Here is a 19,622-nt window from a genome sequence, read left to right on the forward strand (position 1 = left end):
GTTGCAATTAATTTATGCTTCATTAAAATAAACACCTCTACCATTGTATTTATCAAATTGAAATTTTCTATTTTTATATTTACATGTTTGTAATAATAATAAAATCGTATTATCACGCATTCAATTTAATGTAACGAGTATAGTTACTTATATACACAAGTGTCAATGAATGTCTTTTACAAAAATGTATAATATTTACATATATTTGAATTTCCCTGATCTTATAATCGACTTATGCATATGGTAGATTTAATAGTTAACTTTCTTTTCAATAGTGTAAGTTTCTTGAATTTAATGCTTTATTTTTTACTCTATTAGATATGGATTCACATTACTAATCTAATTAAATTAGATTTCTTTACGCACCCTCTTCTGAATCCCACACTTCAGTAAATTGAAAACCTTTTAATTCACTCTCTAAAATTGCATTTTTGAATTGATCTGATACTAAAAGATAGTTAGGATGTACCTTCCCATTTACATTCAATTTAAAAATCAGTTCGTGCTGGACAACATAAGGAATAAATACAAATTTTTTACATCCTATTATTAAACCTGAACTTAACTTATCAAAGATTGTTTTATTAGTATCAAGTGCTTCCAACACCCTTAAAACATGCATAGCATAGTATTTTTTGTTTGTTTGTTTATGAATTAATGGTAAAAATTCAATATTATCTCCTACTGTAGGCTCTAAAACATTCTTGGCTTTTTCACTAATTATTTGTACACCAGACTTTCCCCAAAAAATAGGAGAATCGCTTGATTTCCCTTCATCTGTTACCTCAATAAACTTAGGCGTCCATGAATCTGACAAACTCACCATAGAATTAAAACTAGTTTTAAAATATTTTTTATCCTCTTCATAGTTCAATAATTGAAAGGTTTCATAATCATCAGTCGAGCTTTTTAATTGCCAAATCTTCATATATATTCTCCTTTATTATTACCATTTATTTAGTTAGTTGTTTCTTGGGTTCATTTAATCGTAAATTACCTTCTGATAAATCTCTTCCTATTCCATGTAACACTGTTTTGTTTCAAATTCCTTATTTAATTCTTGTAAAAAAATAAAAAACAAACTAACCTTTAAAATGTTAGTTCGTTTTTTATAAATTATTAAATTAATATCAGGCATTTAAAAATGAATTTCAAATTATGTTTAACATTAATTATTTTTATCCATTGGTATTGTATTTAGTGCTAAACCAATAGATCCTAATTTTTCAATTATTTTTTTTGCTTTACCATATGGAGCCCCTTTTACTAATGTAAAAGGAAGGTTTTTCGATCCTTTTAATAGTTCCCCTGTTGAAATATCAAGTGCGAGTACACTTTTTATCTTTACTAAATCTTTTAATCCTCCATTAGGAATTTCTATTAACACTATATTACACGTATCAGGGATTTCTTCTTTTATTTTCTGTATTTTTTGATTCAAACAACCCGTATTTACCCATTCAATAAAATCTAATGTAACTACAGTGGCATGATTTGGATTCATATCACCAGAATCAACAGCCCTTACTTCTCGTACATCTGCACCTTGCAACATTAAAAAAACATTGCCACTACCATCATCACCAATAGCAACATAACCATTTGCATATTCTACTACTTCCCAAGTCTCATTTCGTTCTATAATATCATCAGTACCATAAATTATTAATCCTCCACCTATAGAAAAACCATTTGTATACTTCAATAAATCTTTATGTACATTTGATAATTTAACTTTCATTACATCTTCTATTTCTTGAATTTCAAAATCATTAGCTGGCTTATTTTTTATTAGACCAGAAACATTAGATAAATTTATCATTTTTTCACAAAACCTCCCAAACTATCAAAATATTTATAAGCATCTACCAATACTTTTCTTGCAGTTTTCTGATCAACTCCTGCCTCAATCATTTCTCTATACCTTACATTAAATTCATAATTTATATCAGTATCCTATCCTTCAAGCCTTCTTCGCTTTCTTTGCATAGCAGAAATTTTCGCATGAGGTAAACCAGAACTTGATGGTAAAAGTATTGTTTGTGCTTTCTTTTCGTTATAATCAAATCCATCATTAATATTATGTAATTTTATTAAATTTCTTTACAAAAGTTCTTCTGAATCCCATATTTCAATAAATTTAAAACCCTTTAAATCACTTTGTTCAATAAGAATCTTCAATTCGTCTAAAATAAAAACAGCCGTGGGATGAATTTTTCCATTTATATAAACCTTAAAAATCATCTCATTTTGAACAGTATTACTATCAAATGCGAATTTTTCGCATCCTATTATTAAACCTGTAATCAGTTTTTTTTAAATTGCTTTATTACTATCAATTGCATCAAGTACATTCAACACGTGGACCAAGTAATATACCTCACTAGTTGAATTGCGTAAGAGTGGTAAAAATTCAACATTATCACCTATTAAAGGTTTAAGTACTTGCTTGGCTTTTTCACTAATCATTGGAGCACCAGTTCCTCCCCAAAATTTAGGGAAATCACTATGAATATCTCCTTCAATACACTATATATATTTCCCCATGAATTTGCTAAATGAGTTACTGAATTTATTTTTCCATCAATATATTTTTTGTGATCTTCTTCAAAATTTAATAACTGGAAAGACTCATAGTTATCTAATACACTCTTTAATCCCCATATTTTCATGCTTATTCCCCTTAACTATTCTTTTATCTTCTAAAGTAAAATAGAATATTACGTAACAAAAAATTGTTTACTACTAGTTACTTTGTGATTCTAAAATATATCTTGAATATGAATTACCATCATTTTCTATACTTATTCATAATAAAAAGCTTATACAAGTGCATAAGCTTTTTTTACTCTATTAGATATGGGTTCACATTACTAATCTAATTAAATTAGATTTCTTTACGCACCCTCTTCTGAATCCCATACCTCAACAAATTCGAAACCTTTTAAATTGTTTTCTAAAACTTTATTTCTAAATTCATCAGATACTAAGACAGTAGAAGAATGTAATCTTTGATTTAAGAATGTTTTAAATATTATCTGCCCCTCAACTTTATTGGCTAAAAATGCGTATTTTTCGAACCCTATTATTAACCCTGTACTTAGTTTTTCCAAAACTGCTTTATTGTAGTTAATTGCATCAACTGTATTTAGAACGTTTATTAGGTAATAAACTTCACTTGTAACATCATGAATTAATGGAAGGAACTCAACATTATTACAGATTAGAGGCTCTAATATTTCTTTTGCTTTTCTGCTAATCATTGGTGTACCAAGTTCTCCCCAGAACATAGGACAGTCACTTTTTTTATCACCTTCTACACATTCAATAAAAATTTCCCCCCACGAATCAGACAGTTTTATTGCCAAATCAATTTTCCCATCAAAATATTTTTTACGGTCTTCTTTTAAATTTAGTAGCTGAAAAGATTGATAGTTATCAAATAAGCTTTTTAATTGCCAAATTTTCATACCTTTTTACTCCTTCAGAATTTAATTATTAAGTATCTATGATTGGTTAAATTAATTTAGTTTTAAACTACCATCCAATAACCTCTCTCTTATACTATGCAAGGCAGCAACTGCATCTTCTTGATTACCCCCAAAGCGTTTCACTTCACTTAATACTCTGTATACTTCCCTTATATACTCTGGACTATGATTACCTATATGTAGCGCTTCAGTAGTCACATAATCGTTCACTTTATAGGGTAAAAATACTCCATTAGCGGCTGAATCATGGCGTATTTCAAACTCTTCTAATAGCTCTTGCACTTGTTTCGCCCTTTTATCCTTCCAAGGTGCAATATGATGTGTTGCATTAGGATATGGCGGTGTTTCAACTCCTGCATCTTTAAGTTCTGCACGCAGTTTTTGAGATGCTGAATAGGAATCGGGATATTCATTTTTCATCTCAACTCTATCAAAAACTTTATCTGCATAGTCCTGAATTACTTCTTGTACATCTTTAACTTTACTTCTTCCACCAGTTTTTGAAAACATAAATGTTTCACGAGCTTTGCGTAAAACTTCAAATGTTTTTATTTGATTGCTTCCAAATCCACTTGCACCTGCAAATGCCAACCGATCCGTCAGTGGCAATTTATTTGCGAAAGAAGACATTCCTGTAGAGAATTTTGCACCTTTTGCTAATGTAGTAACTTTACTTATCCCCTTATCACCAATAAGTCCAAGTCCAATTTGTGTAAAAGCATAACTTCCCCACTTAGCACGACTTTCAGCGTCTCCATTTATTACATCATTAATAAACGAATCTGATAATGTGTTCCACATAGCAGGTAAGGTTTCATTTAAATGAGTAAAAGCGTACCCCATGTTCTCCCATGTTTCCCATTTACCAAGTGCCACAACACCATCTATTGTATCTTCAACTGCTTGACCCGTACCTGCTAAAATACCATCTATAATTTGTTCAGAAGTAGATTTTTCAGGAGGTTTCTTGCACACCGCTCCCTCTTCTATTGATCCTTCCTTTAAAAGATTATCAACTTGACGGTTTCTTTCATCAGCAATTTCTTGGATCGAAACGGTCCAATCCATATTTAATCCTTGTGTACTAAACGTACCACTTACAGGACTAAAGCCTTTTCCACTTTGGACTTCAGCAAGGCCGGCAGTAAGACTAGCCACAAGTTGAAGAGCTGTGTTGTAGTTATTACTGGATGTATAGTTAAATTCATATAGATGCTCTAATTTTTCTTGCAGTTTTTTTCTCATCTCCACTAAAACAATAACCATGGCATCTATTCCAGGCAACACTGTAGCAATACTAATCGCTTCTATACTTGCGACCATTCGATTAATTTCTTGAATTTGCTCTCTTATTTCTTGTTCAATGACATCTGTGGAAGCAACTTGTGATTGAAAATCTCTTGGAAACGCATCATTTTGATGAATTAATTCCTCACATAAATAAATGATCCCTTGTGCTAAAGGACGAAAAGTTTGGACAAAGAATATTTTTGCACTACTATATGTTTGTCCTTGCAAAACCGTATCAGTTGCAAAGGTATCAATTGATTGGATTGCTTGCTCCATAGCTTGGATAGTAGCGACACATACAGCATTCATGCTTTGGGTCTGATTTTGTACTTCCCCTAAATACATATTTAAACTCATGCTTTGTCCTCCCTTTTTAATCGCTGTTGCCGATAGGTAAGGTCGGTTTCTAAATCAATAAGATTGCGTCTTTCTTTAAGTAATGTTTCTTTTTGATTTTCCAATTCCAATGTTAATTTCCGCTCAATATGTTGCGACTCTTGAAGCTTATTCATAAAAAAATGAGAAACATCTTTATCACCATGCCATGTTTCTAAAATTCTATTAAATAAACGATTATTTCGATTTCTCAATTCGTGAAAGTCCATTTCTGCTTGTCTCTGGATTTGAATCTCTTTTTGATTTCGATCCTGTTTTTCAAATACTATCCGTAATTCATGATTAAATTCATTTATTTGTTTTTCCACATCTTGACTCATCTTATTCTCCCTACCCTTCTCCCTTTACCGTAGGTTGCCATATTAGCGAAATGTCTTTTGTAGTTCGTTATCCATTCTTTCAAAATCCTTAGCTACTAAATGAATATTATCAATTGCTTGTTGAAAGGCCCCACAAAATTGTCTAGTTAAATCTAGCATTTGTTGATTCACTTCTTGCGCCTGAGCATTAACAGATAGTGTAGTACGGCTCGCCTTTGTTATAGAACGATTTGTCGCACCTTGAATTGTATCCGATGCATTTTTCATTTGTGTAGCAATTTGTGTAGCTGTTTGAAAATTACTTTGAAAGTTTCCCATCATTTAAACCCCTTCTAGTTCCAAAATCATCAAGAAAATTATACCAAGTAAGAATATTTCAATGTATCAAATATTTCTAGTAAGGAATTGATAGCTCTTAATGATAAGAATGAAGCTTTTCTTACCGAATTTTAATTAAGGATCTCTTCAACAGATGTAGTTGAAATAGAACTATTAGAACAAATACTGAAGTTACGAAGCAAGTTATGCCAGTAGCAGGTATGGGTGCAATGGGGAACAAATATTTTTATGGAGTTTGGTTTAGGATGGATTGGAGATAAAGGAGCAGGTCAAATTGGAAAAGTAACTTCCCTTGGAGGCTCTGTAAAGTTAACGAAATTTCCAGGTGATACACCTTATATTTCAAGCCACTTACCATTAAAAGATCGATTTGCTTTTGCTGGTGGAGATGGTTTGCGATCTAGATTTGACACACCAGACTTTAAACAAGCTGAAGAAAAACTCTCTACCTATCAATTTGCTAGTAGTGGAAGAATTAATAGTAGCAGAACTAATGGTGGCAATGTTCCGTATAGTTTTGATTCATCACTTATGGAGCACCTTTTTCACGGGGAACTAAAACAAAAATGGTGGGGACTAAAAGCTGTTGGATATCACCATGAAAGTATGATGGGTGGAGGAGAAATAGTTAGAATTACCCATGCACCAAATTCTGCGGGAGTATATAGAGCAAAAATAAAAGTAGACGGTGAAACAAAAAATGCGCTTTCTTCATTTTTCCCTAAGGATTGGGATAGAGTACAGGTACTTGATTCTATCAAAGAAGCATACGATAATAAGATTCAAGTCGATACAGTTAGATATGTAGGACAAACATCCCACGGATTTAAAGTAGAAATGATTATACAAAATAATGAGATAATAACAGCATATCCTGTTTATACTGGGAGGTAAAAAATGAAATATACATACGAATTTTATCGTGATGGACTTGGCGGATTAAGAATACGTTTGCCAAAAGAAATTTCTATAATTTCTCATTTCTTGGAAGATATTTTAGATGATGAAGCAGATGAGTATATACAAATTTTAGATAATGTAGTAGACCAAAAAGTTCCGCAATATGAAATAGAAGGGAACGTAGCAGCAGTCTACATTGAACCTAATTACACCAGTGCTATTAACTTATTTATGAGTGCTCCAAATAACCAATGTAAAATTGAGACCTCTGAATTTAGAAAACTACTTGTGTTGTGGCAAGATACAGTGGTAGCAGAAGGGAAAGATATAGAAGTATAAAAGAAAACTACCTTCTGTGATATTTAGATCATAGATGCTAAACTCAATAAAATCAAGGGTAGAAATATATTAAATATATTCCTACCTTTTTATTATGTGGCGAGACTCCACATCCATTAACTTAAAATTTTTTTAACACCCTACAATAGAAAACCAATAAAAAATACCAAGACCCCCTCCTCTCCAGGGCAGTCTTGGTATTTTTTACGTTCACATACAAATTATTATTTGTATTGTTGCATGTGTTCTTTGTTAAATCCTATACGTCTACCTTACCATTGATAAGCAATGACTAATATCTCTCCTTTAATCGTACTGATTATCTATACCATGTTTTAAAGGAACTATCTTGACTAAAATGATAAAACAAGAAATTGAAATAAGCACCTTTTTTATTTTGTAAACTGTAAAGCTTCCATTTTATATGAACCAGAGTTAAGTTTAAAGGAACTAAATCGTGCGTTTTCTCTTTATTCAACCATTTAACTTACTAACACTTTTCATAAGATATTTACACACTGCATTTAGGTAAAGAAATACAGAAATGTGTTTTTTTCTTTGTACTATCTAAATTTATGCTCCCTCCATGTTTTTCTACTATATGCTTAGCAATAGTTAATCCAAGACCTGATCCCCCATTATTTTCTCGAGAATCATCTACTCGAACAAATGCATCAAAAATACTTTGTTTCATATCCTCAGGTATTCCAATTCCATTATCTATAATGTTTATATACACTTTGCTTTCATCCTCAATTAACGATACAAACACGGTCGTACCTGCCGTATTATACTGTAGAGCATTAGATATTATATTAGAGATAGCACGGTATAGTAACCTGTTGTTAATTGGAGCAATCACTTCTTTAGAGGGTATTTGATATTGAAGGATTAAGCGCTTCGCTTGGAATAAATCATAATATTCTACAAGCAATTCACGAATAAACTCAGATACATCAGTTGGATGTACTTCAAAAGGGTAATCAGAATGCTCTAATTTAGACAGTTCAAAAATATCTTCAGTTAATACCGCAATGATTCGAATCTTATTATATATTACATTCAAAGTTCTTTCTCTTTCACCTTTTTCTGTAATGATCCCTAGTTGTAATGCTTCAACATAACCTTGAACGGTTGTAATTGGTGTCCTTAAATCATGAGACAAATCTACAAGCATCTTCTGCTTGGTTTCTTCCAACCTCTTCTTCTCTTTCTCTATTTTATCGAGTTTTTCCGACATAACATTAAACAAATGCTGTATTTGCATTAACTCAAAATATGTTTCATAGTTTAACCTTTTATCATATTTCCCACTAGCAATTTCCTCAAATCCAGTTGCTAGTTTATCCAATGGTCTGGTTATTTTTCTAGCAATTTGCCTACTAAATATATATACATTCATAGAGAAAAATACAAAAAATAAAACGATTGTAGAAAGTAATATCTTATAAAAAACATATACGTATTCCTCATTTTTATCAGAAAACGTATATTCATACTTTATTGCTTTTTTAGGAACCTTAACAAGGCAATATAATGTTTCACCTTTTTTCGTTACAAATGTTGCTACAGATGAATAATAAGGAAACTTATCATTATCAAAAAATAAAGTAGCAAATTCTCTTTGTGAATATGATAAAAGCTTATCCTTCTTTTCCCCTTTGGTATAGATAACTTGTAAATTTTCATTAAGAATTTCTATCCAACCACCAAATGTTTCTATTGATTCTGAATTAATAGTTTCAAAGTTTTCACGCACTACTTCACTTGCTTTTAAATTATTTAGCTTTCCTAGTTGCTTCTCTGTTTGGTACATCAAAAATATAAATAAAATTATCACAGTGAAACCTATTGCTAGTGCAAATATAACGTAATTTTTAATTAAGATATATAAAACTTTATTTTTCATAAAGTTCTTCCTTCCTAGTAAATCTATACCCAAGCCCCCGGATCGTTTTTATATAAACTGGATTCTTAGGAGAATCCTCTAATTTCTCTCGTAGTCTACTAATATGAACCATAATCGTATTATCATCTGCACAGTAATAATCAGACCATACACTTTCAAAAATTTGTTTTTTAGTAAATATTCTCCCTGGTTCCTCCATAAAAAGTGTTAAGATTTTATATTCCGTAGCACTGAGAGTAATGGTTTCGCTTGATTTATAGAGTGTACAAGAATGATGATCTAATACTAAATCACCCATATGAATTTGCTTCTCCTTACCTTTTACAGCCTTATCATTAAATTCATAGGACCTTCTAAGGTGAGCTTGAACTCTAGCTATAATTTCTAAAGCACTAAATGGCTTTGTAATGAAGTCATCTGCTCCAATCCCTAAACCTATAATTTTATCTACTTCTTGAGATTTAGCTGACAATATAAGTATTGGGAATTGTAACGTCTCACGAATCTTTTTAATTAATTGATAACCATCCATTTTAGGCATCATAATATCAACAATAGCTAAATCAATATGATTTTCTTCTAGACACTTTAAGGCTACTTCCCCATTTGAAGCCTCTACAACAAAAAAATTTTCCATTTCTAAAAAAAGCTTTAAAAGATCAATAATATCTTTGTCATCATCAACAATTAATATATTTTTTTTCATACTCTCCCTCGCATCGGTCAGAATTTTCAAAAAATCTATTTAAGGTTATTGTAAGGTAAATGAAAGTGACATGAAAGACTAACCGTTTAATATACAGATATGAATAAAAGAAGGAGGCATTATCACATGAAAAAACTTGTTGGAATTGCGTTAGCAGCTACCATTGGAATTGGAGGTTTAGGAACTTTTACTACTACTAAGACTCACGCTGCAGTAAACAATCAAGAATCAACAAAATCGGTTTATCAAGTATCTGACGTGCAAGGTGAATTTATGCATATTAAAGTGGGGAAACCTTGGTCAATGACGCCAAGCGGAAAACAATACAAATATGTCTTATTTAGTGAAAACAAAATTTATGTAAACCCTAAAACTGGTGTAGTAACAGCATATGAAGAAGGAGCAGCTGAAGGCAGAGTACTCGATAAAAATGGAAATGTTGTTGCTATTTGGTATATCACGGCTTTTAAATAGTGAAGGGTTAATTTTACAAGGTCGAAAAGAGCATCTTTAAGTTTATTATGAGAGTATTAAAAGAATTTCAATACTTGTAATTACCCTAAAATAAAAAAGCTTATCTTTTAACATGGAATGATAAGCTTTTTTATTATTCTTTTCATTTTTTGTTTTCGGAAGTATTTCTTTAAGTTGATAGTAATGCGGTGCTATTCCATCACTATCTACAACTATATAGTATCCCAAAACGGAAACAACGGGTTGCATTTATATAATTAGGTTTTGGAGAATTAATAATTTTGTTTAGGGATACTTTACGATTTTAACTTGAATGACATATAGTGTTATTTTTAGCATTCTAAATAATCGGGTTCAATGTATTTTTCTGTTTCAGGAGAGCTTTTAATTTCTATAGGATATTTCTTAAAAGCTACAACAGTAATTCTATCTTCTTGAACTAAACTTCTGGATTCATTTATAGAAGAGAAACCTGTTCGCGTTAAAAAATTGTATAAAGAGGATTTTGTCATCCAAAAACTAGTAACGTTATCTAATGATGCCCATTTTGATTTTAAACGTTCTTCTATTGATGAATTAGCAGAGTGTTCTAGCATTGTGTGTCCCTTATATTCATAATTTTTATAAAGTACTGATACATTAGGAGTAGAAGTGATATGAGTATCAATTATTACAAACCTTTTGCATACTTCATACACTTTTTCTAAAAAGGGGAATACATCTGAGCAGTCTAAATGATATAAAATACCAGAGCATAAAACAATATCAAAATGACCATATTTTTCAGCACTTAAATTTCTTACATCATCTTGATAAAAGGTTAAGTTTTCCAACCTTAATAAATCTTTAGCGAATATAGCTTTTTGTATGTTTGATTCTCTTCCTTCTATCCCTACAACAGTTGCTCCTTGCATTGCAAACTCAATAGCGTAATGCCCCTCTAAACAAGCTAAATCTAAGATTCGGAGATTTTTAAAATCACATTGTGTGATATCATGAATCATTGTCACAATTTTTTTTAACGCAGGATTTGGTTGTCGAATATCTCTTGTATATAGAGTATCCGTTAATTTAATATCATAAGCGGTCCATTCACCATATTTACGAATAATGTTTTCTTTTTCGAGAACAAAATCTTTCATGATACAATTCGCCACCTTTAACATAATATTATGTGTAATGTATACCTTAATAAGATCAATATATGTGTGTATAACTTGTATTTAGACGAAGGTAAACATTTTAATATGTTTTAATCCAAACAAGAGAAGATGATTCATGTGAAACAATTTACTAAATTCCTCTGACATTTTTAGTTATGTTCCTAGCCAATTTAGCGAACTATTATTTTATCCTAGTTATGTAATAATAAAAGCCTTCCTAATTATAGGAAGGCAACACTCTAAAATGAAAACATATATTTGATACTAATTAAATTACCTCAAACTGATAATATACACTTTTTCCATTTTCCCTAGTTACTTTAACTTCAGCAAACCCTTTACCAATGACATCCATCCTAACCATTCCATCGTCTTGTAATGTAACTTTTACAACTTTTTCTCCACCTTTTATTGTATGCTTTGCTGCAACTCCCTCCTCAACCCTAGATTGACCAACACGCCAACAGTCACTGCACTTTTTTTGGCTCTTAGATGTTATTTCATTTTTTACATGTACACTGTTAGTAGATGCATCAGCAATACCATTTGTACTCAAAAAAATTAAGGAAGTTACTAAACCTATTCCCAGTTTCTTTAACATTATTTCATCCCTCCTGTGTTAAGTTACACTTTTATCTTAAACTGAGATTCTTTCAGGTAACTTTCATTTACCTTACAATAACCTTAAATACCTTTCTTTAGATATCGAATTCTTTGGAAGAAAGAATTCACATAGTTTATATTGATTTTTTAAACATGGCCATGTTCAGGTAAAGGTTGAGCATGTTTTCCATGTGGATTGGCCCTACATTATTAGCTATATGTACCTTTCAGTTCATTTTCTGTTATTAGTTCATGTGTTAAATAGATCAAATACATAATGACTGGGAGAATTAGATAACTAGCAGTTTTACCTTTATCAGCAATTAGATGCCTTGCTTCGACTAGAATCACTTTTATTATTAACAGAATCTCACTAGCTCAAATGTAATAATTTATGAGTATAAGAATATTTTCTGAGCTTAAATATAATATAAAATTAGTAGGGAGCTTATTTCATGAAAAATGTTAACTATTAAAGAATTAGAAGTGATTATATGAATAAATTATTACTATCGTGCTTATTAGCTGCATTCTGTCTAAATATCGCAGGATGTTCTAATAATATGACTATACTAAAGGATAGTTCTAAACCTTCAACACCTACGAAGGCTAAATGCATTAATAAAGCGTGGTACAAAAAACATATGTCATGTAGTAGGTTATGATAAAGGTCATAAGGCGAAAATTTTATATAGTAATCATAATATAAATACGTTGTAATTAATTGTTCTATATCTACCTAAAAAGAATATCAATGATGGTGGTCTTGTTTATATTGGTGAGATTGTACTAGGATAATAAAATAGATTTAACTGTATGGCGTCGGATGGTTGGTTGCTGTCCTTTCTCTTTTTAATGTAGAGGGAAAGGAGGTGACTCCTATGATGGAATATTTACTGTCTTTGCTACAGGATTTGTTGAAAGTATTTTTGACAATTCTTGTTACCGATTATGGAAACAAACTGGTGAGTAATATTAGCAAAAAACGTAAAAGAACCTCCCTACGCCGTCGGAAGCAAAAGGGAAGTTCTAGAAAAAGAAAATAACTTTATTTAGTAACTACCCGCCTTACGACAACAGTTACCAGAAGAGATGTATCGAGCATCTCTTCTTTTATTATATACCCAAGATATTACTGTAATACTACTGTAGTAATAATTATAACAAATGAACATAAAAAATCAATGAGTAATGGACAAAAGAAAAGGCACCCTAAGGTGCCTTCTTCCGACTTGAGCAATCCTATAGTAATGCCATGCCGATTAATAAAATAATTTATATAAATAATTGGCTATATCTTTATGTACCTTAACTGATATAATGTATAAGGAAATTATTGGTTAATGAATAGCGTACATATATTAGGGAGGTACATAAGTCATGGAGTTAATAGTTTCTTCATTTGTATTAGTGGTAGTATTCTTTATTCTTTCGATAGTTTTAAGTGGTAAAGGTCAGCGAATAGCAAAAGAAGTTTTAAAAGAGCTTATTAATGGTCCTGAGGGGAAAATGTTGGTAGGTTTTTTTGGATCTGCAGCAGTTACAGGAGTAATTTTTGTCCTTTGGCTTTTATTGAACTAAGCATTCCAGTTACTCAGGCTGATACAATATGCAAGAAAATTACTGGATAATTAAAGGTACATATATATTAGGAGGTACATAAGCCATGTTAGAGGTAGTTTCGGCATTTTTCTTACTAATTCTCTATTCCATTGTTTATCTCTTTTCAAGTGGAGAAACTAAGCAAATAGCAAAAAAAAATTTAAAAGAAATTCTTAATAGTCCTGATGGAATAATAATATTAGTCTTTGCTGCGGCACTTTTAATCGGGGGGATATATTTATTATCATTATGATTTCAGATATCTTAGCTTAAAACGTATAAGGAAATTAATAGTATACATATAGTAGGGGGTCATAAGTAATGGTATTTATAATTGTGCTATTTTTCATATTTATCATATCTATTATTCTTTCATTATTTTCAAAAGGTGAAACTCAGCAAGAAGCAAAAGAAGTTGTAAACGACATTGTTACCGGTCCTAATGGGAAAACACTCTTAATCGTTGCTGTGGTATTTGTAATCGGAGGGGTATTTATTGTTGGTAGTATTGTAAATGATGGCTATGAATCACCTAAAAATCCAAGTATGCGAAACGATCGTACACCTTTAAAGTGTGCTCATTATGGTGGAGAATGGGACACCGGTGGTCTCTTTTTGGAGAAGCTAAATGTGTTTATAATAAAACTGATGAATCGGATAATAAATAATATATAAAGGCCTTATCTTTTCTATAGGAAGATGAGGATTTTTTATGCATAAAAAAGACACCTAAGGTGCCTTTTTCTAATGTGTTTACATCCTTAATTGATTGTAAATTGATTTGAATAGGTGAATTCACCACGATATTTAATTACAGCGACATAATTACCACTTGTATAGCTATCTGTGATAGGTGTTTGCCAAATTTCTGTTCCAGGAAGAAATTCTGGTTCTATTGTTTGGAATCGTTCTAGGGTACCATTTGTGTGGATTTTATAAATTTTCATTTGCGCACCAAAATGTTCCCTACCAAAGTGCTGTGTTAAGTAAAATGTATCACCAGTTATTAAATTCCCAATCTTCCAATCAGGTTGGTATGTACTTTCCTCTGAATTTTGTAAATCCATAATGGTTTTGAATCCCCAATCATCATTAAGTGGATCTAAGTAAGCTGCAGCTGCTTGTGAGGTAGGCTTACTCATTTCTACTGCAGTAAACCCACTAAATGTTAACGCTCCAATTAATGCTATTTTTCCTAATTTCATTGTTGTTTCCCCCTGTCAAATTTCAGAATTATTTAAAATCATATACAAACAATAATATAATTCGTTGTATTATATTTCAAATATTTTCCGAAAAAATCCAAAATAAAAAGACACCCTAAGGTGCCTTCCTCTTACTTATGAATCAAATTTATATTTTGTTCACTTTATTCAGTATGGTGATGATGGCCTTTGTATAGCAATAGAACCAAATTACGCTATAAACATTAGCGGACATCATAACATTCAAAATCGGTCTTTTATGTCCACTAATACTTAACGTAAGTTTTGGTTTAGTTCCTACACAGACTACTATATCCTCTCTAATGACTGTGGTTACATTGTCAAATACTAAAACCATAAAATCTATTTATATAATTTTAATGATTTTATTTCCTCGTATTCCCTCATTTTCTTGTAAAATATCGCTTTCTTCATGCCAGCCTTGTCCATGAACTCAACAGCTTTGATATTTCGCCTTCCATTCCTTGCTTGTTATCCTCTTTCATGTACCAAGCATTAGAATTGAAACCTTTGAGATTACTGTTTCCTTAACCGCAAAGAAAACGTTAAACTTCATATATACTTTTGAGAATGTTATGTAATACTAATTGGTTTTTATGATAATTATTCATAAGTAGATAATTCGCTACGCGCCTCGTCTATTGTATCCCTAGCAACTCTTAATGATTTTAAACATTTACCTAATTTCGCTAAATCTGTTTGGCTCGCAGCATCTCCATAGTTGTCTATAACAAATTGCAAGTTATCCATCGCCTTTAAAATAGATGAATGTAGATCCTTTAATTCTGTTGGGGGCTCTACATATCGTACACTTGAGATGAGGTAAGACATTTTATAGAAAACATCGCCTACATCTGAAACCCATGATTTGTTTATAGTACCCTTAATTTCTGCATCAGCCTCTAAAATGCTAAATCGGTTCGACACATCAGATAGGTCCTTTAAATAATCATCCATTACCCATGCATAATGCTGCTTGTCTAAATGTTTATAATCACTTGTTTCGGCTCCTTGCTTTACTTCTTTTTGATTTCCTATATTTTTTTCATCTGCGGTTAATTCCTCAACTGCTGCTGTAATGGCTTTTATACCTTTTTTGCTACCAACAAGAGCGTCGATAGTTAAAATACTACAGATAAAAATCATAAACATGGCAATCCGCTTTGCCCATTTCGGCATAAAAAAACTCCTTACTTGATATATTTCTCCTAAATTATAATACAGGATTAACACCCATTATAAACACTTTGTCTCTTTATCTAATACCTTACCTTCTGTTTTCACAAAATCGGCATCTTGAAGTAAATCTATAGCTTGTCAAAAACCCATTTTGAAAAATACATTATTAAATTAAAATATATCACTATATTATTTTTATATCAAGAATATTTTTCCAAACTATAAATCATTCATAGACTCCTCTTTTCACCATTAAACCTAATTTATACATAATAAATAAAAAAAAGAGGATCGCCCCATAGTAGAGCAGATCCTCTCTTTCACTTCACATACACATAGGCTTCGTTTGCTGTTATATAATATGTTTTACCTTTACTATTGTGCACTCTATATTGTGGTGAATTATTTACAATTACCTTTGCATCAATAATAAATCCTAAACCCATATTTACAATACCAGCAACATCTCTATCCTGCCAAGATGGAGAACCATAGAAACGTAAATTATTTACTTTTGAAATAACTCTTTTACCAATTACTGTAGCATATTCATTACCTTGGTAACGAATATATGAAGAATCATAATAAATCCATTGGTTGTCACCAAGATATAACCAGTTTCCTAATTTACCCCATACTTTATAAGCCTCACCTTTTTGTAGCTTACGAATAACACTATTTTCTGTTGATGGTCCAGAGCGGAGATTTACATTGTATCCTTCAATATATGCAATACCATTCGACTCTACTGTACCAGATATTTCATTTATTTTTTTTGGTTTGGTATCCACTGTAATCGTGCTCCCGTTATAAACCTTTAACACGTCTGCTCGAAACTTAGCCTCAGATACGCCATGACTACGAAGATAATCCAGTGGATCTTCATGGTCTGTCCCACCTAATTTATACGTAATATCCCTATGTGTCCATAATCCTTTAGAGGGATGAATATTTCGTTCTCGCAAGATTTCCCCAATTAATTCTATATATTTTTCATATGAACGTTTAAATTTCAATGGATCACTTGTCTCACACAATTCAACATGAACAAATCTAGCATTTGCTGCTGGACCTGCCCCCCATGCCTGATGTTTTGTAGATGCAATTTGAACCTTTTCATCCCAATCTACTGCGTAGTGAACAAACGCTGAACGCCATGTACGAGACTCATATTTTTGAATATTAATTGCTGTCGCCTCTGGGGTAGCTGTAGAATGTGCTACAACACCTTCATAAGCTCCAACACCATAACGGTATGGTTGTTTTGGTAAATCAGGAATAAATAGAATTCTATCAGCAAATACATTTGTTTCAATTGATAATACTAAAATAATAGCAACAACTATGGATAATATATGCTTGTATTTGTATTTCTTTTTCATTTTCTATCGGCATCCCTTTTCACAATTTTTGTATGGTCAAATAATCCACTAGCTGACAATCCGATAATCATTCCTTGAAATAAATTCATTTTAATATCTTGAGACAAAAATAAAACACCTAGCGTAATGCCAAGTGTTAAATTAAATAACGGAATATATTTTGTTTGCAGTCCAGTTGTTTTTGCAATTTGTGAAATTCCTACAACAACCCCAATCATTGCCGTAATTTCAATCATTACATACCTCCTCCTTTCAAAAAGAAGGTAAGAGCAGCTCCTATTATTCCACCAATAATAAGGCGTAGGATCCAAGTTGTATTAGCACTGATTTTGTCTAATTGCTTATTAATATTAATAATGTCCTTTTCATTACCTGTCGTCCGCATTTCTAAACTTCTAACCTCTAATCGTATATCCTTAATATCTTGCCTTATTTCCTGAATATCACCTTTCACCTCTTGTAAACTATCCATTTTGCCACCTCTTTCCCATTTCTTATTTAATTCAACATAAAAAAGCCTACATTACATACGCTTTGCTTTACATCTCATTATTTTTTTGTTTATCAGCTGTATACATATAATTCAATAAAGTTTCCTGCATTCAATAAATTATTTACAAAGTTATTAACTTCCATAAATTAATTATCATTACCTGGTGTCATATCTTTATTCGGAGCCGGATTTTGAATGAATTGCATAACTAACTTCTCTAGGGCTTGTATGGTATGATTAATAATTTGGTTCTGTAATCAATTGTTTTCTGAATTTGCATTCTATGTTTAAATTGGAGTTTGATTTGTCATTTTGTTATCTCTCCTTGTAAACAACCGAAAACAAACCAGCCTATGTTTTCTCTTTCTTCTCAGTTGTTATTTTTGTTAATTCTTCAGTTGTTAATTGCACTTTAGAAATCGTCTTTTTATACCTTCTACTCTATAATTTTATTCTTTTTTGTTAATACAATGTCTTTATTAACTTGATCAATCGTTTATTTACTGCTTATACTTCAGGAATAAAAAGCTACTTACATGTACCATTCCATGGCGTTAATAAGACAAGCTCACCATTACTGATTTTTATTTAAATCATATCACCTTTGGCAAACCAATATATAAATTACTAATCTAAAATCTTGAATGATCATTTCTTTGGTGACTCTAATTCTTTAATCTTATCTCACATCAAAATGTTCTTCTTTTACCCATGTATTATTTCCAATATCAATATAACCATTGTGTCGTCCAAAAACTCTATATGGAATAGATCCATCTACAAAACCTGTATAATTCCCGTTAGGACCATCATATGTGTTAATACCACCGCCTGGTGGATATTTTGAATAAGCACTGAACCATTGTACTTCGAAATGTTCCAGAGCAGCCCATGCCTCGTTTCCTAGACAAATCATAGGATTTTCATACCACGCTGCATCTATAATAAGATACGGTGTTTTATCATAAATTACCCTCGTAAAATATCCTCCTTGCGGTTGGCTATATAGATTAATCCCTCCATTATTCGGATATTTATTTACAGCAATCCCCAGACCTACTGGCTGTATTGGTTTATTATTATTGTTGTTAAATGCTTTATTTACCTTCTCAATGAATTGATCCAATCTTCCCTCGTCAAGCATACGGTGTGGACAATGTTTCCCACTCCACGATTTATGTGTACGTACATTACCAATTGGAATGTTGAATTGTTTCATTAACTGAGCTATAACAATTGCTGCATTATCTTCCGCCTTATAATATCTATCCCCACCACTTAAAGAATAGCAAATTTCCACTCCGATGGATTTACGATTACCATTTCCGTTACCATCACCAGCATGCCAAGCATTACGATCAAACGGAATACCTTGTACTGCTTCTTTGTCATCTACTGCAACATGGAACGAAACTGCATTATTATTTCCAATCATATAAGAAATTTCATTTTCAGCTGATGCATCATTGTACGTATTATGTACTGTGATGAATTCTGGCTTCATTGCATTAGGACATTTTATAGCATATTTACTTGAATCCACTAATTTTTTTCTAATCTCCATTACTGAACATCTCCTTTTTATTCTCTCGTTTTTATTACTTAAAATTCTCACTGCATTATTTAGTACATCTAGTAACCTAATCTCCATACGGCCAGCATTTTCTCTAATAAATTCCTTGTCTTCACCTGCTAAAAAAGAAAAAGAGCAACTGTTTATCAGTTGCTCTTCCTTTAATTCCTCTCTACACTCCTACACCATCGTTTTAAACGAATTCATAGAAAAGTATCACACTGCTTCTTCCATTTA

22 protein-coding genes and 3 pseudogenes are annotated in these 19,622 nt (G+C 31.6%); 7 read left to right on the top strand and 18 right to left on the bottom strand.

All coding sequences use genetic code 11. The annotated features are described in order from the left end of the window. Positions 1-358: 358 nt before the first annotated feature. From GBN78_RS20700 to GBN78_RS20740, 8 genes and pseudogenes are all read right to left on the bottom strand, one after another. Positions 359-928, bottom strand: a complete 570-nt coding sequence (locus tag GBN78_RS20700) for an imm11 family protein (RefSeq protein ID WP_000708216.1) — start codon at positions 926-928, stop codon at positions 359-361. Between the two features lie 240 nt (positions 929-1,168). Further along, the gene (locus tag GBN78_RS20705) at positions 1,169-1,822 is read right to left on the bottom strand and encodes an SMI1/KNR4 family protein (RefSeq protein ID WP_076775843.1); all 654 of its coding nucleotides are present in this window, start codon (positions 1,820-1,822) and stop codon (positions 1,169-1,171) included. Further along, a pseudogene (locus GBN78_RS20710) lies at positions 1,819-2,094 on the bottom strand (hypothetical protein). Before GBN78_RS20710 ends, GBN78_RS20705 begins: the two are co-directional and overlap by 4 nt. 9 nt (positions 2,095-2,103) lie before the next feature. Further along, a pseudogene (locus tag GBN78_RS30670) lies at positions 2,104-2,672 on the bottom strand (imm11 family protein). A 225-nt stretch (positions 2,673-2,897) separates the two neighbouring features. Then, on the bottom strand, positions 2,898-3,470 hold the full coding sequence (locus GBN78_RS20725) for an imm11 family protein (protein WP_000708201.1): 573 nt from the start codon (positions 3,468-3,470) through the stop codon (positions 2,898-2,900). A 51-nt stretch (positions 3,471-3,521) separates the two neighbouring features. Continuing rightward, positions 3,522-5,138: an AHH domain-containing protein gene (locus GBN78_RS20730; RefSeq protein WP_152127668.1), complete on the bottom strand. Its 1,617-nt coding sequence runs from the start codon at positions 5,136-5,138 to the stop codon at positions 3,522-3,524. Then, complete coding sequence (locus GBN78_RS20735) at positions 5,135-5,497, bottom strand: DUF3958 family protein (RefSeq protein WP_000076390.1); 363 nt, start codon at positions 5,495-5,497, stop codon at positions 5,135-5,137. The genes GBN78_RS20730 and GBN78_RS20735 overlap by 4 nt, the downstream gene beginning before the upstream one ends. 42 nt (positions 5,498-5,539) lie before the next feature. Further along, the gene (locus GBN78_RS20740; RefSeq protein ID WP_002083393.1) at positions 5,540-5,818 is read right to left on the bottom strand and encodes a TIGR04197 family type VII secretion effector; all 279 of its coding nucleotides are present in this window, start codon (positions 5,816-5,818) and stop codon (positions 5,540-5,542) included. 246 nt (positions 5,819-6,064) lie between these two features. Here GBN78_RS20740 and GBN78_RS20745 point away from each other — a divergent pair, with 246 nt between their 5' ends. Together GBN78_RS20745 and GBN78_RS20750 are read left to right on the top strand one after the other, a co-directional pair. After that, positions 6,065-6,730: an EndoU domain-containing protein gene (locus tag GBN78_RS20745; RefSeq protein WP_226798488.1), complete on the top strand. Its 666-nt coding sequence runs from the start codon at positions 6,065-6,067 to the stop codon at positions 6,728-6,730. 3 nt (positions 6,731-6,733) lie between these two features. Then, positions 6,734-7,075, top strand: a complete 342-nt coding sequence (locus tag GBN78_RS20750; protein WP_000878116.1) for a hypothetical protein — start codon at positions 6,734-6,736, stop codon at positions 7,073-7,075. 511 nt (positions 7,076-7,586) lie between these two features. On the opposite strand, the gene GBN78_RS20755 is transcribed toward GBN78_RS20750, so the two are convergent. Both GBN78_RS20755 and GBN78_RS20760 read right to left on the bottom strand, forming a co-directional pair. Next, positions 7,587-8,984 (bottom strand): sensor histidine kinase, encoded by a 1,398-nt coding sequence (locus tag GBN78_RS20755; protein ID WP_000792430.1) that lies wholly within the window; start codon positions 8,982-8,984, stop codon positions 7,587-7,589. Further along, positions 8,974-9,690, bottom strand: a complete 717-nt coding sequence (locus tag GBN78_RS20760) for a response regulator transcription factor (RefSeq protein WP_152127670.1) — start codon at positions 9,688-9,690, stop codon at positions 8,974-8,976. Before GBN78_RS20760 ends, GBN78_RS20755 begins: the two co-directional genes overlap by 11 nt. Before the next feature lie 126 nt (positions 9,691-9,816). Between GBN78_RS20760 and GBN78_RS20765 the strand changes: the two genes are divergently transcribed. After that, a complete protein-coding gene (locus tag GBN78_RS20765) occupies positions 9,817-10,164 on the top strand; it encodes a hypothetical protein (RefSeq protein ID WP_000737460.1) in 348 nt (115 codons plus the stop codon). A 332-nt stretch (positions 10,165-10,496) separates the two neighbouring features. On the opposite strand, the gene GBN78_RS20770 is transcribed toward GBN78_RS20765, so the two are convergent. Beyond that, positions 10,497-11,306, bottom strand: a complete 810-nt coding sequence (locus GBN78_RS20770; protein WP_000651393.1) for a class I SAM-dependent methyltransferase — start codon at positions 11,304-11,306, stop codon at positions 10,497-10,499. Between the two features lie 289 nt (positions 11,307-11,595). Then, a complete protein-coding gene (locus tag GBN78_RS20775) occupies positions 11,596-11,928 on the bottom strand; it encodes a hypothetical protein (RefSeq protein ID WP_152127671.1) in 333 nt (110 codons plus the stop codon). 883 nt (positions 11,929-12,811) lie between these two features. On the opposite strand from GBN78_RS20775, the gene GBN78_RS30330 reads away from it, so the two are divergent. From GBN78_RS30330 to GBN78_RS20790, 4 genes and pseudogenes are all read left to right on the top strand, one after another. After that, the gene (locus tag GBN78_RS30330; RefSeq protein ID WP_164514047.1) at positions 12,812-12,976 is read left to right on the top strand and encodes a hypothetical protein; all 165 of its coding nucleotides are present in this window, start codon (positions 12,812-12,814) and stop codon (positions 12,974-12,976) included. A gap of 334 nt (positions 12,977-13,310) precedes the next feature. Continuing rightward, complete coding sequence (locus GBN78_RS20780) at positions 13,311-13,511, top strand: hypothetical protein (RefSeq protein WP_097998749.1); 201 nt, start codon at positions 13,311-13,313, stop codon at positions 13,509-13,511. A gap of 85 nt (positions 13,512-13,596) precedes the next feature. Then, positions 13,597-13,785: a hypothetical protein gene (locus tag GBN78_RS20785; protein ID WP_061885161.1), complete on the top strand. Its 189-nt coding sequence runs from the start codon at positions 13,597-13,599 to the stop codon at positions 13,783-13,785. A gap of 68 nt (positions 13,786-13,853) precedes the next feature. After that, positions 13,854-14,200 (top strand): annotated as a pseudogene (locus GBN78_RS20790) (hypothetical protein). Positions 14,201-14,293: 93 nt separating this feature from the next. On the opposite strand, the gene GBN78_RS20795 reads toward GBN78_RS20790, so the two are convergent. From GBN78_RS20795 to GBN78_RS20825, 6 genes are all read right to left on the bottom strand, one after another. Then, on the bottom strand, positions 14,294-14,737 hold the full coding sequence (locus GBN78_RS20795) for a DUF5065 family protein (protein WP_152127672.1): 444 nt from the start codon (positions 14,735-14,737) through the stop codon (positions 14,294-14,296). Positions 14,738-15,361: 624 nt separating this feature from the next. Continuing rightward, on the bottom strand, positions 15,362-15,937 hold the full coding sequence (locus GBN78_RS20805; RefSeq protein WP_100617505.1) for a hypothetical protein: 576 nt from the start codon (positions 15,935-15,937) through the stop codon (positions 15,362-15,364). 320 nt (positions 15,938-16,257) lie between these two features. After that, entirely contained in the window at positions 16,258-17,319 is a 1,062-nt protein-coding gene (locus tag GBN78_RS20810) for an N-acetylmuramoyl-L-alanine amidase (protein WP_152127673.1), read from the bottom strand. Further along, the gene (locus GBN78_RS20815) at positions 17,316-17,555 is read right to left on the bottom strand and encodes a hypothetical protein (RefSeq protein WP_000570186.1); all 240 of its coding nucleotides are present in this window, start codon (positions 17,553-17,555) and stop codon (positions 17,316-17,318) included. Before GBN78_RS20815 ends, GBN78_RS20810 begins: the two co-directional genes overlap by 4 nt. Next, positions 17,555-17,791, bottom strand: a complete 237-nt coding sequence (locus tag GBN78_RS20820) for a hemolysin XhlA family protein (protein WP_152127674.1) — start codon at positions 17,789-17,791, stop codon at positions 17,555-17,557. The genes GBN78_RS20815 and GBN78_RS20820 overlap by 1 nt, the downstream gene beginning before the upstream one ends. 700 nt (positions 17,792-18,491) lie before the next feature. Further along, a complete protein-coding gene (locus GBN78_RS20825; RefSeq protein WP_152127675.1) occupies positions 18,492-19,376 on the bottom strand; it encodes a peptidoglycan recognition protein family protein in 885 nt (294 codons plus the stop codon). Positions 19,377-19,622: the final 246 nt, after the last annotated feature.

The sequence above is a fragment of the Bacillus sp. B2-WWTP-C-10-Post-4 genome, assembly GCF_009183805.1.
Classification (GTDB): domain Bacteria; phylum Bacillota; class Bacilli; order Bacillales; family Bacillaceae_G; genus Bacillus_A; species Bacillus_A cereus.

Excerpts from the sequence above, each read along its gene's own strand:
- GBN78_RS20705 (WP_076775843.1), bottom strand. The coding sequence starts at position 1,822 with ATGATAAATTTATCTAATGTTTCTGGTCTAATAAAAAATAAGCCAGCT.
- GBN78_RS20770 (WP_000651393.1), bottom strand. The coding sequence starts at position 11,306 with ATGAAAGATTTTGTTCTCGAAAAAGAAAACATTATTCGTAAATATGGT.
- GBN78_RS20810 (WP_152127673.1), bottom strand. The coding sequence starts at position 17,319 with ATGAAAAAGAAATACAAATACAAGCATATATTATCCATAGTTGTTGCT.
- GBN78_RS20780 (WP_097998749.1), top strand. The coding sequence starts at position 13,311 with ATGGAGTTAATAGTTTCTTCATTTGTATTAGTGGTAGTATTCTTTATT.
- GBN78_RS20735 (WP_000076390.1), bottom strand. The coding sequence starts at position 5,497 with ATGAGTCAAGATGTGGAAAAACAAATAAATGAATTTAATCATGAATTA.
- GBN78_RS20795 (WP_152127672.1), bottom strand. The coding sequence starts at position 14,737 with ATGAAATTAGGAAAAATAGCATTAATTGGAGCGTTAACATTTAGTGGG.
- GBN78_RS20740 (WP_002083393.1), bottom strand. The coding sequence starts at position 5,818 with ATGATGGGAAACTTTCAAAGTAATTTTCAAACAGCTACACAAATTGCT.
- GBN78_RS20820 (WP_152127674.1), bottom strand. The coding sequence starts at position 17,791 with ATGGATAGTTTACAAGAGGTGAAAGGTGATATTCAGGAAATAAGGCAA.
- GBN78_RS20760 (WP_152127670.1), bottom strand. The coding sequence starts at position 9,690 with ATGAAAAAAAATATATTAATTGTTGATGATGACAAAGATATTATTGAT.
- GBN78_RS30330 (WP_164514047.1), top strand. The coding sequence starts at position 12,812 with ATGATGGAATATTTACTGTCTTTGCTACAGGATTTGTTGAAAGTATTT.
- GBN78_RS20700 (WP_000708216.1), bottom strand. The coding sequence starts at position 928 with ATGAAGATTTGGCAATTAAAAAGCTCGACTGATGATTATGAAACCTTT.
- GBN78_RS20785 (WP_061885161.1), top strand. The coding sequence starts at position 13,597 with ATGTTAGAGGTAGTTTCGGCATTTTTCTTACTAATTCTCTATTCCATT.
- GBN78_RS20765 (WP_000737460.1), top strand. The coding sequence starts at position 9,817 with ATGAAAAAACTTGTTGGAATTGCGTTAGCAGCTACCATTGGAATTGGA.
- GBN78_RS20805 (WP_100617505.1), bottom strand. The coding sequence starts at position 15,937 with ATGCCGAAATGGGCAAAGCGGATTGCCATGTTTATGATTTTTATCTGT.
- GBN78_RS20815 (WP_000570186.1), bottom strand. The coding sequence starts at position 17,555 with ATGATTGAAATTACGGCAATGATTGGGGTTGTTGTAGGAATTTCACAA.
- GBN78_RS20725 (WP_000708201.1), bottom strand. The coding sequence starts at position 3,470 with ATGAAAATTTGGCAATTAAAAAGCTTATTTGATAACTATCAATCTTTT.
- GBN78_RS20730 (WP_152127668.1), bottom strand. The coding sequence starts at position 5,138 with ATGAGTTTAAATATGTATTTAGGGGAAGTACAAAATCAGACCCAAAGC.
- GBN78_RS20775 (WP_152127671.1), bottom strand. The coding sequence starts at position 11,928 with ATGTTAAAGAAACTGGGAATAGGTTTAGTAACTTCCTTAATTTTTTTG.
- GBN78_RS20750 (WP_000878116.1), top strand. The coding sequence starts at position 6,734 with ATGAAATATACATACGAATTTTATCGTGATGGACTTGGCGGATTAAGA.
- GBN78_RS20745 (WP_226798488.1), top strand. The coding sequence starts at position 6,065 with ATGGAGTTTGGTTTAGGATGGATTGGAGATAAAGGAGCAGGTCAAATT.
- GBN78_RS20755 (WP_000792430.1), bottom strand. The coding sequence starts at position 8,984 with ATGAAAAATAAAGTTTTATATATCTTAATTAAAAATTACGTTATATTT.
- GBN78_RS20825 (WP_152127675.1), bottom strand. The coding sequence starts at position 19,376 with ATGGAGATTAGAAAAAAATTAGTGGATTCAAGTAAATATGCTATAAAA.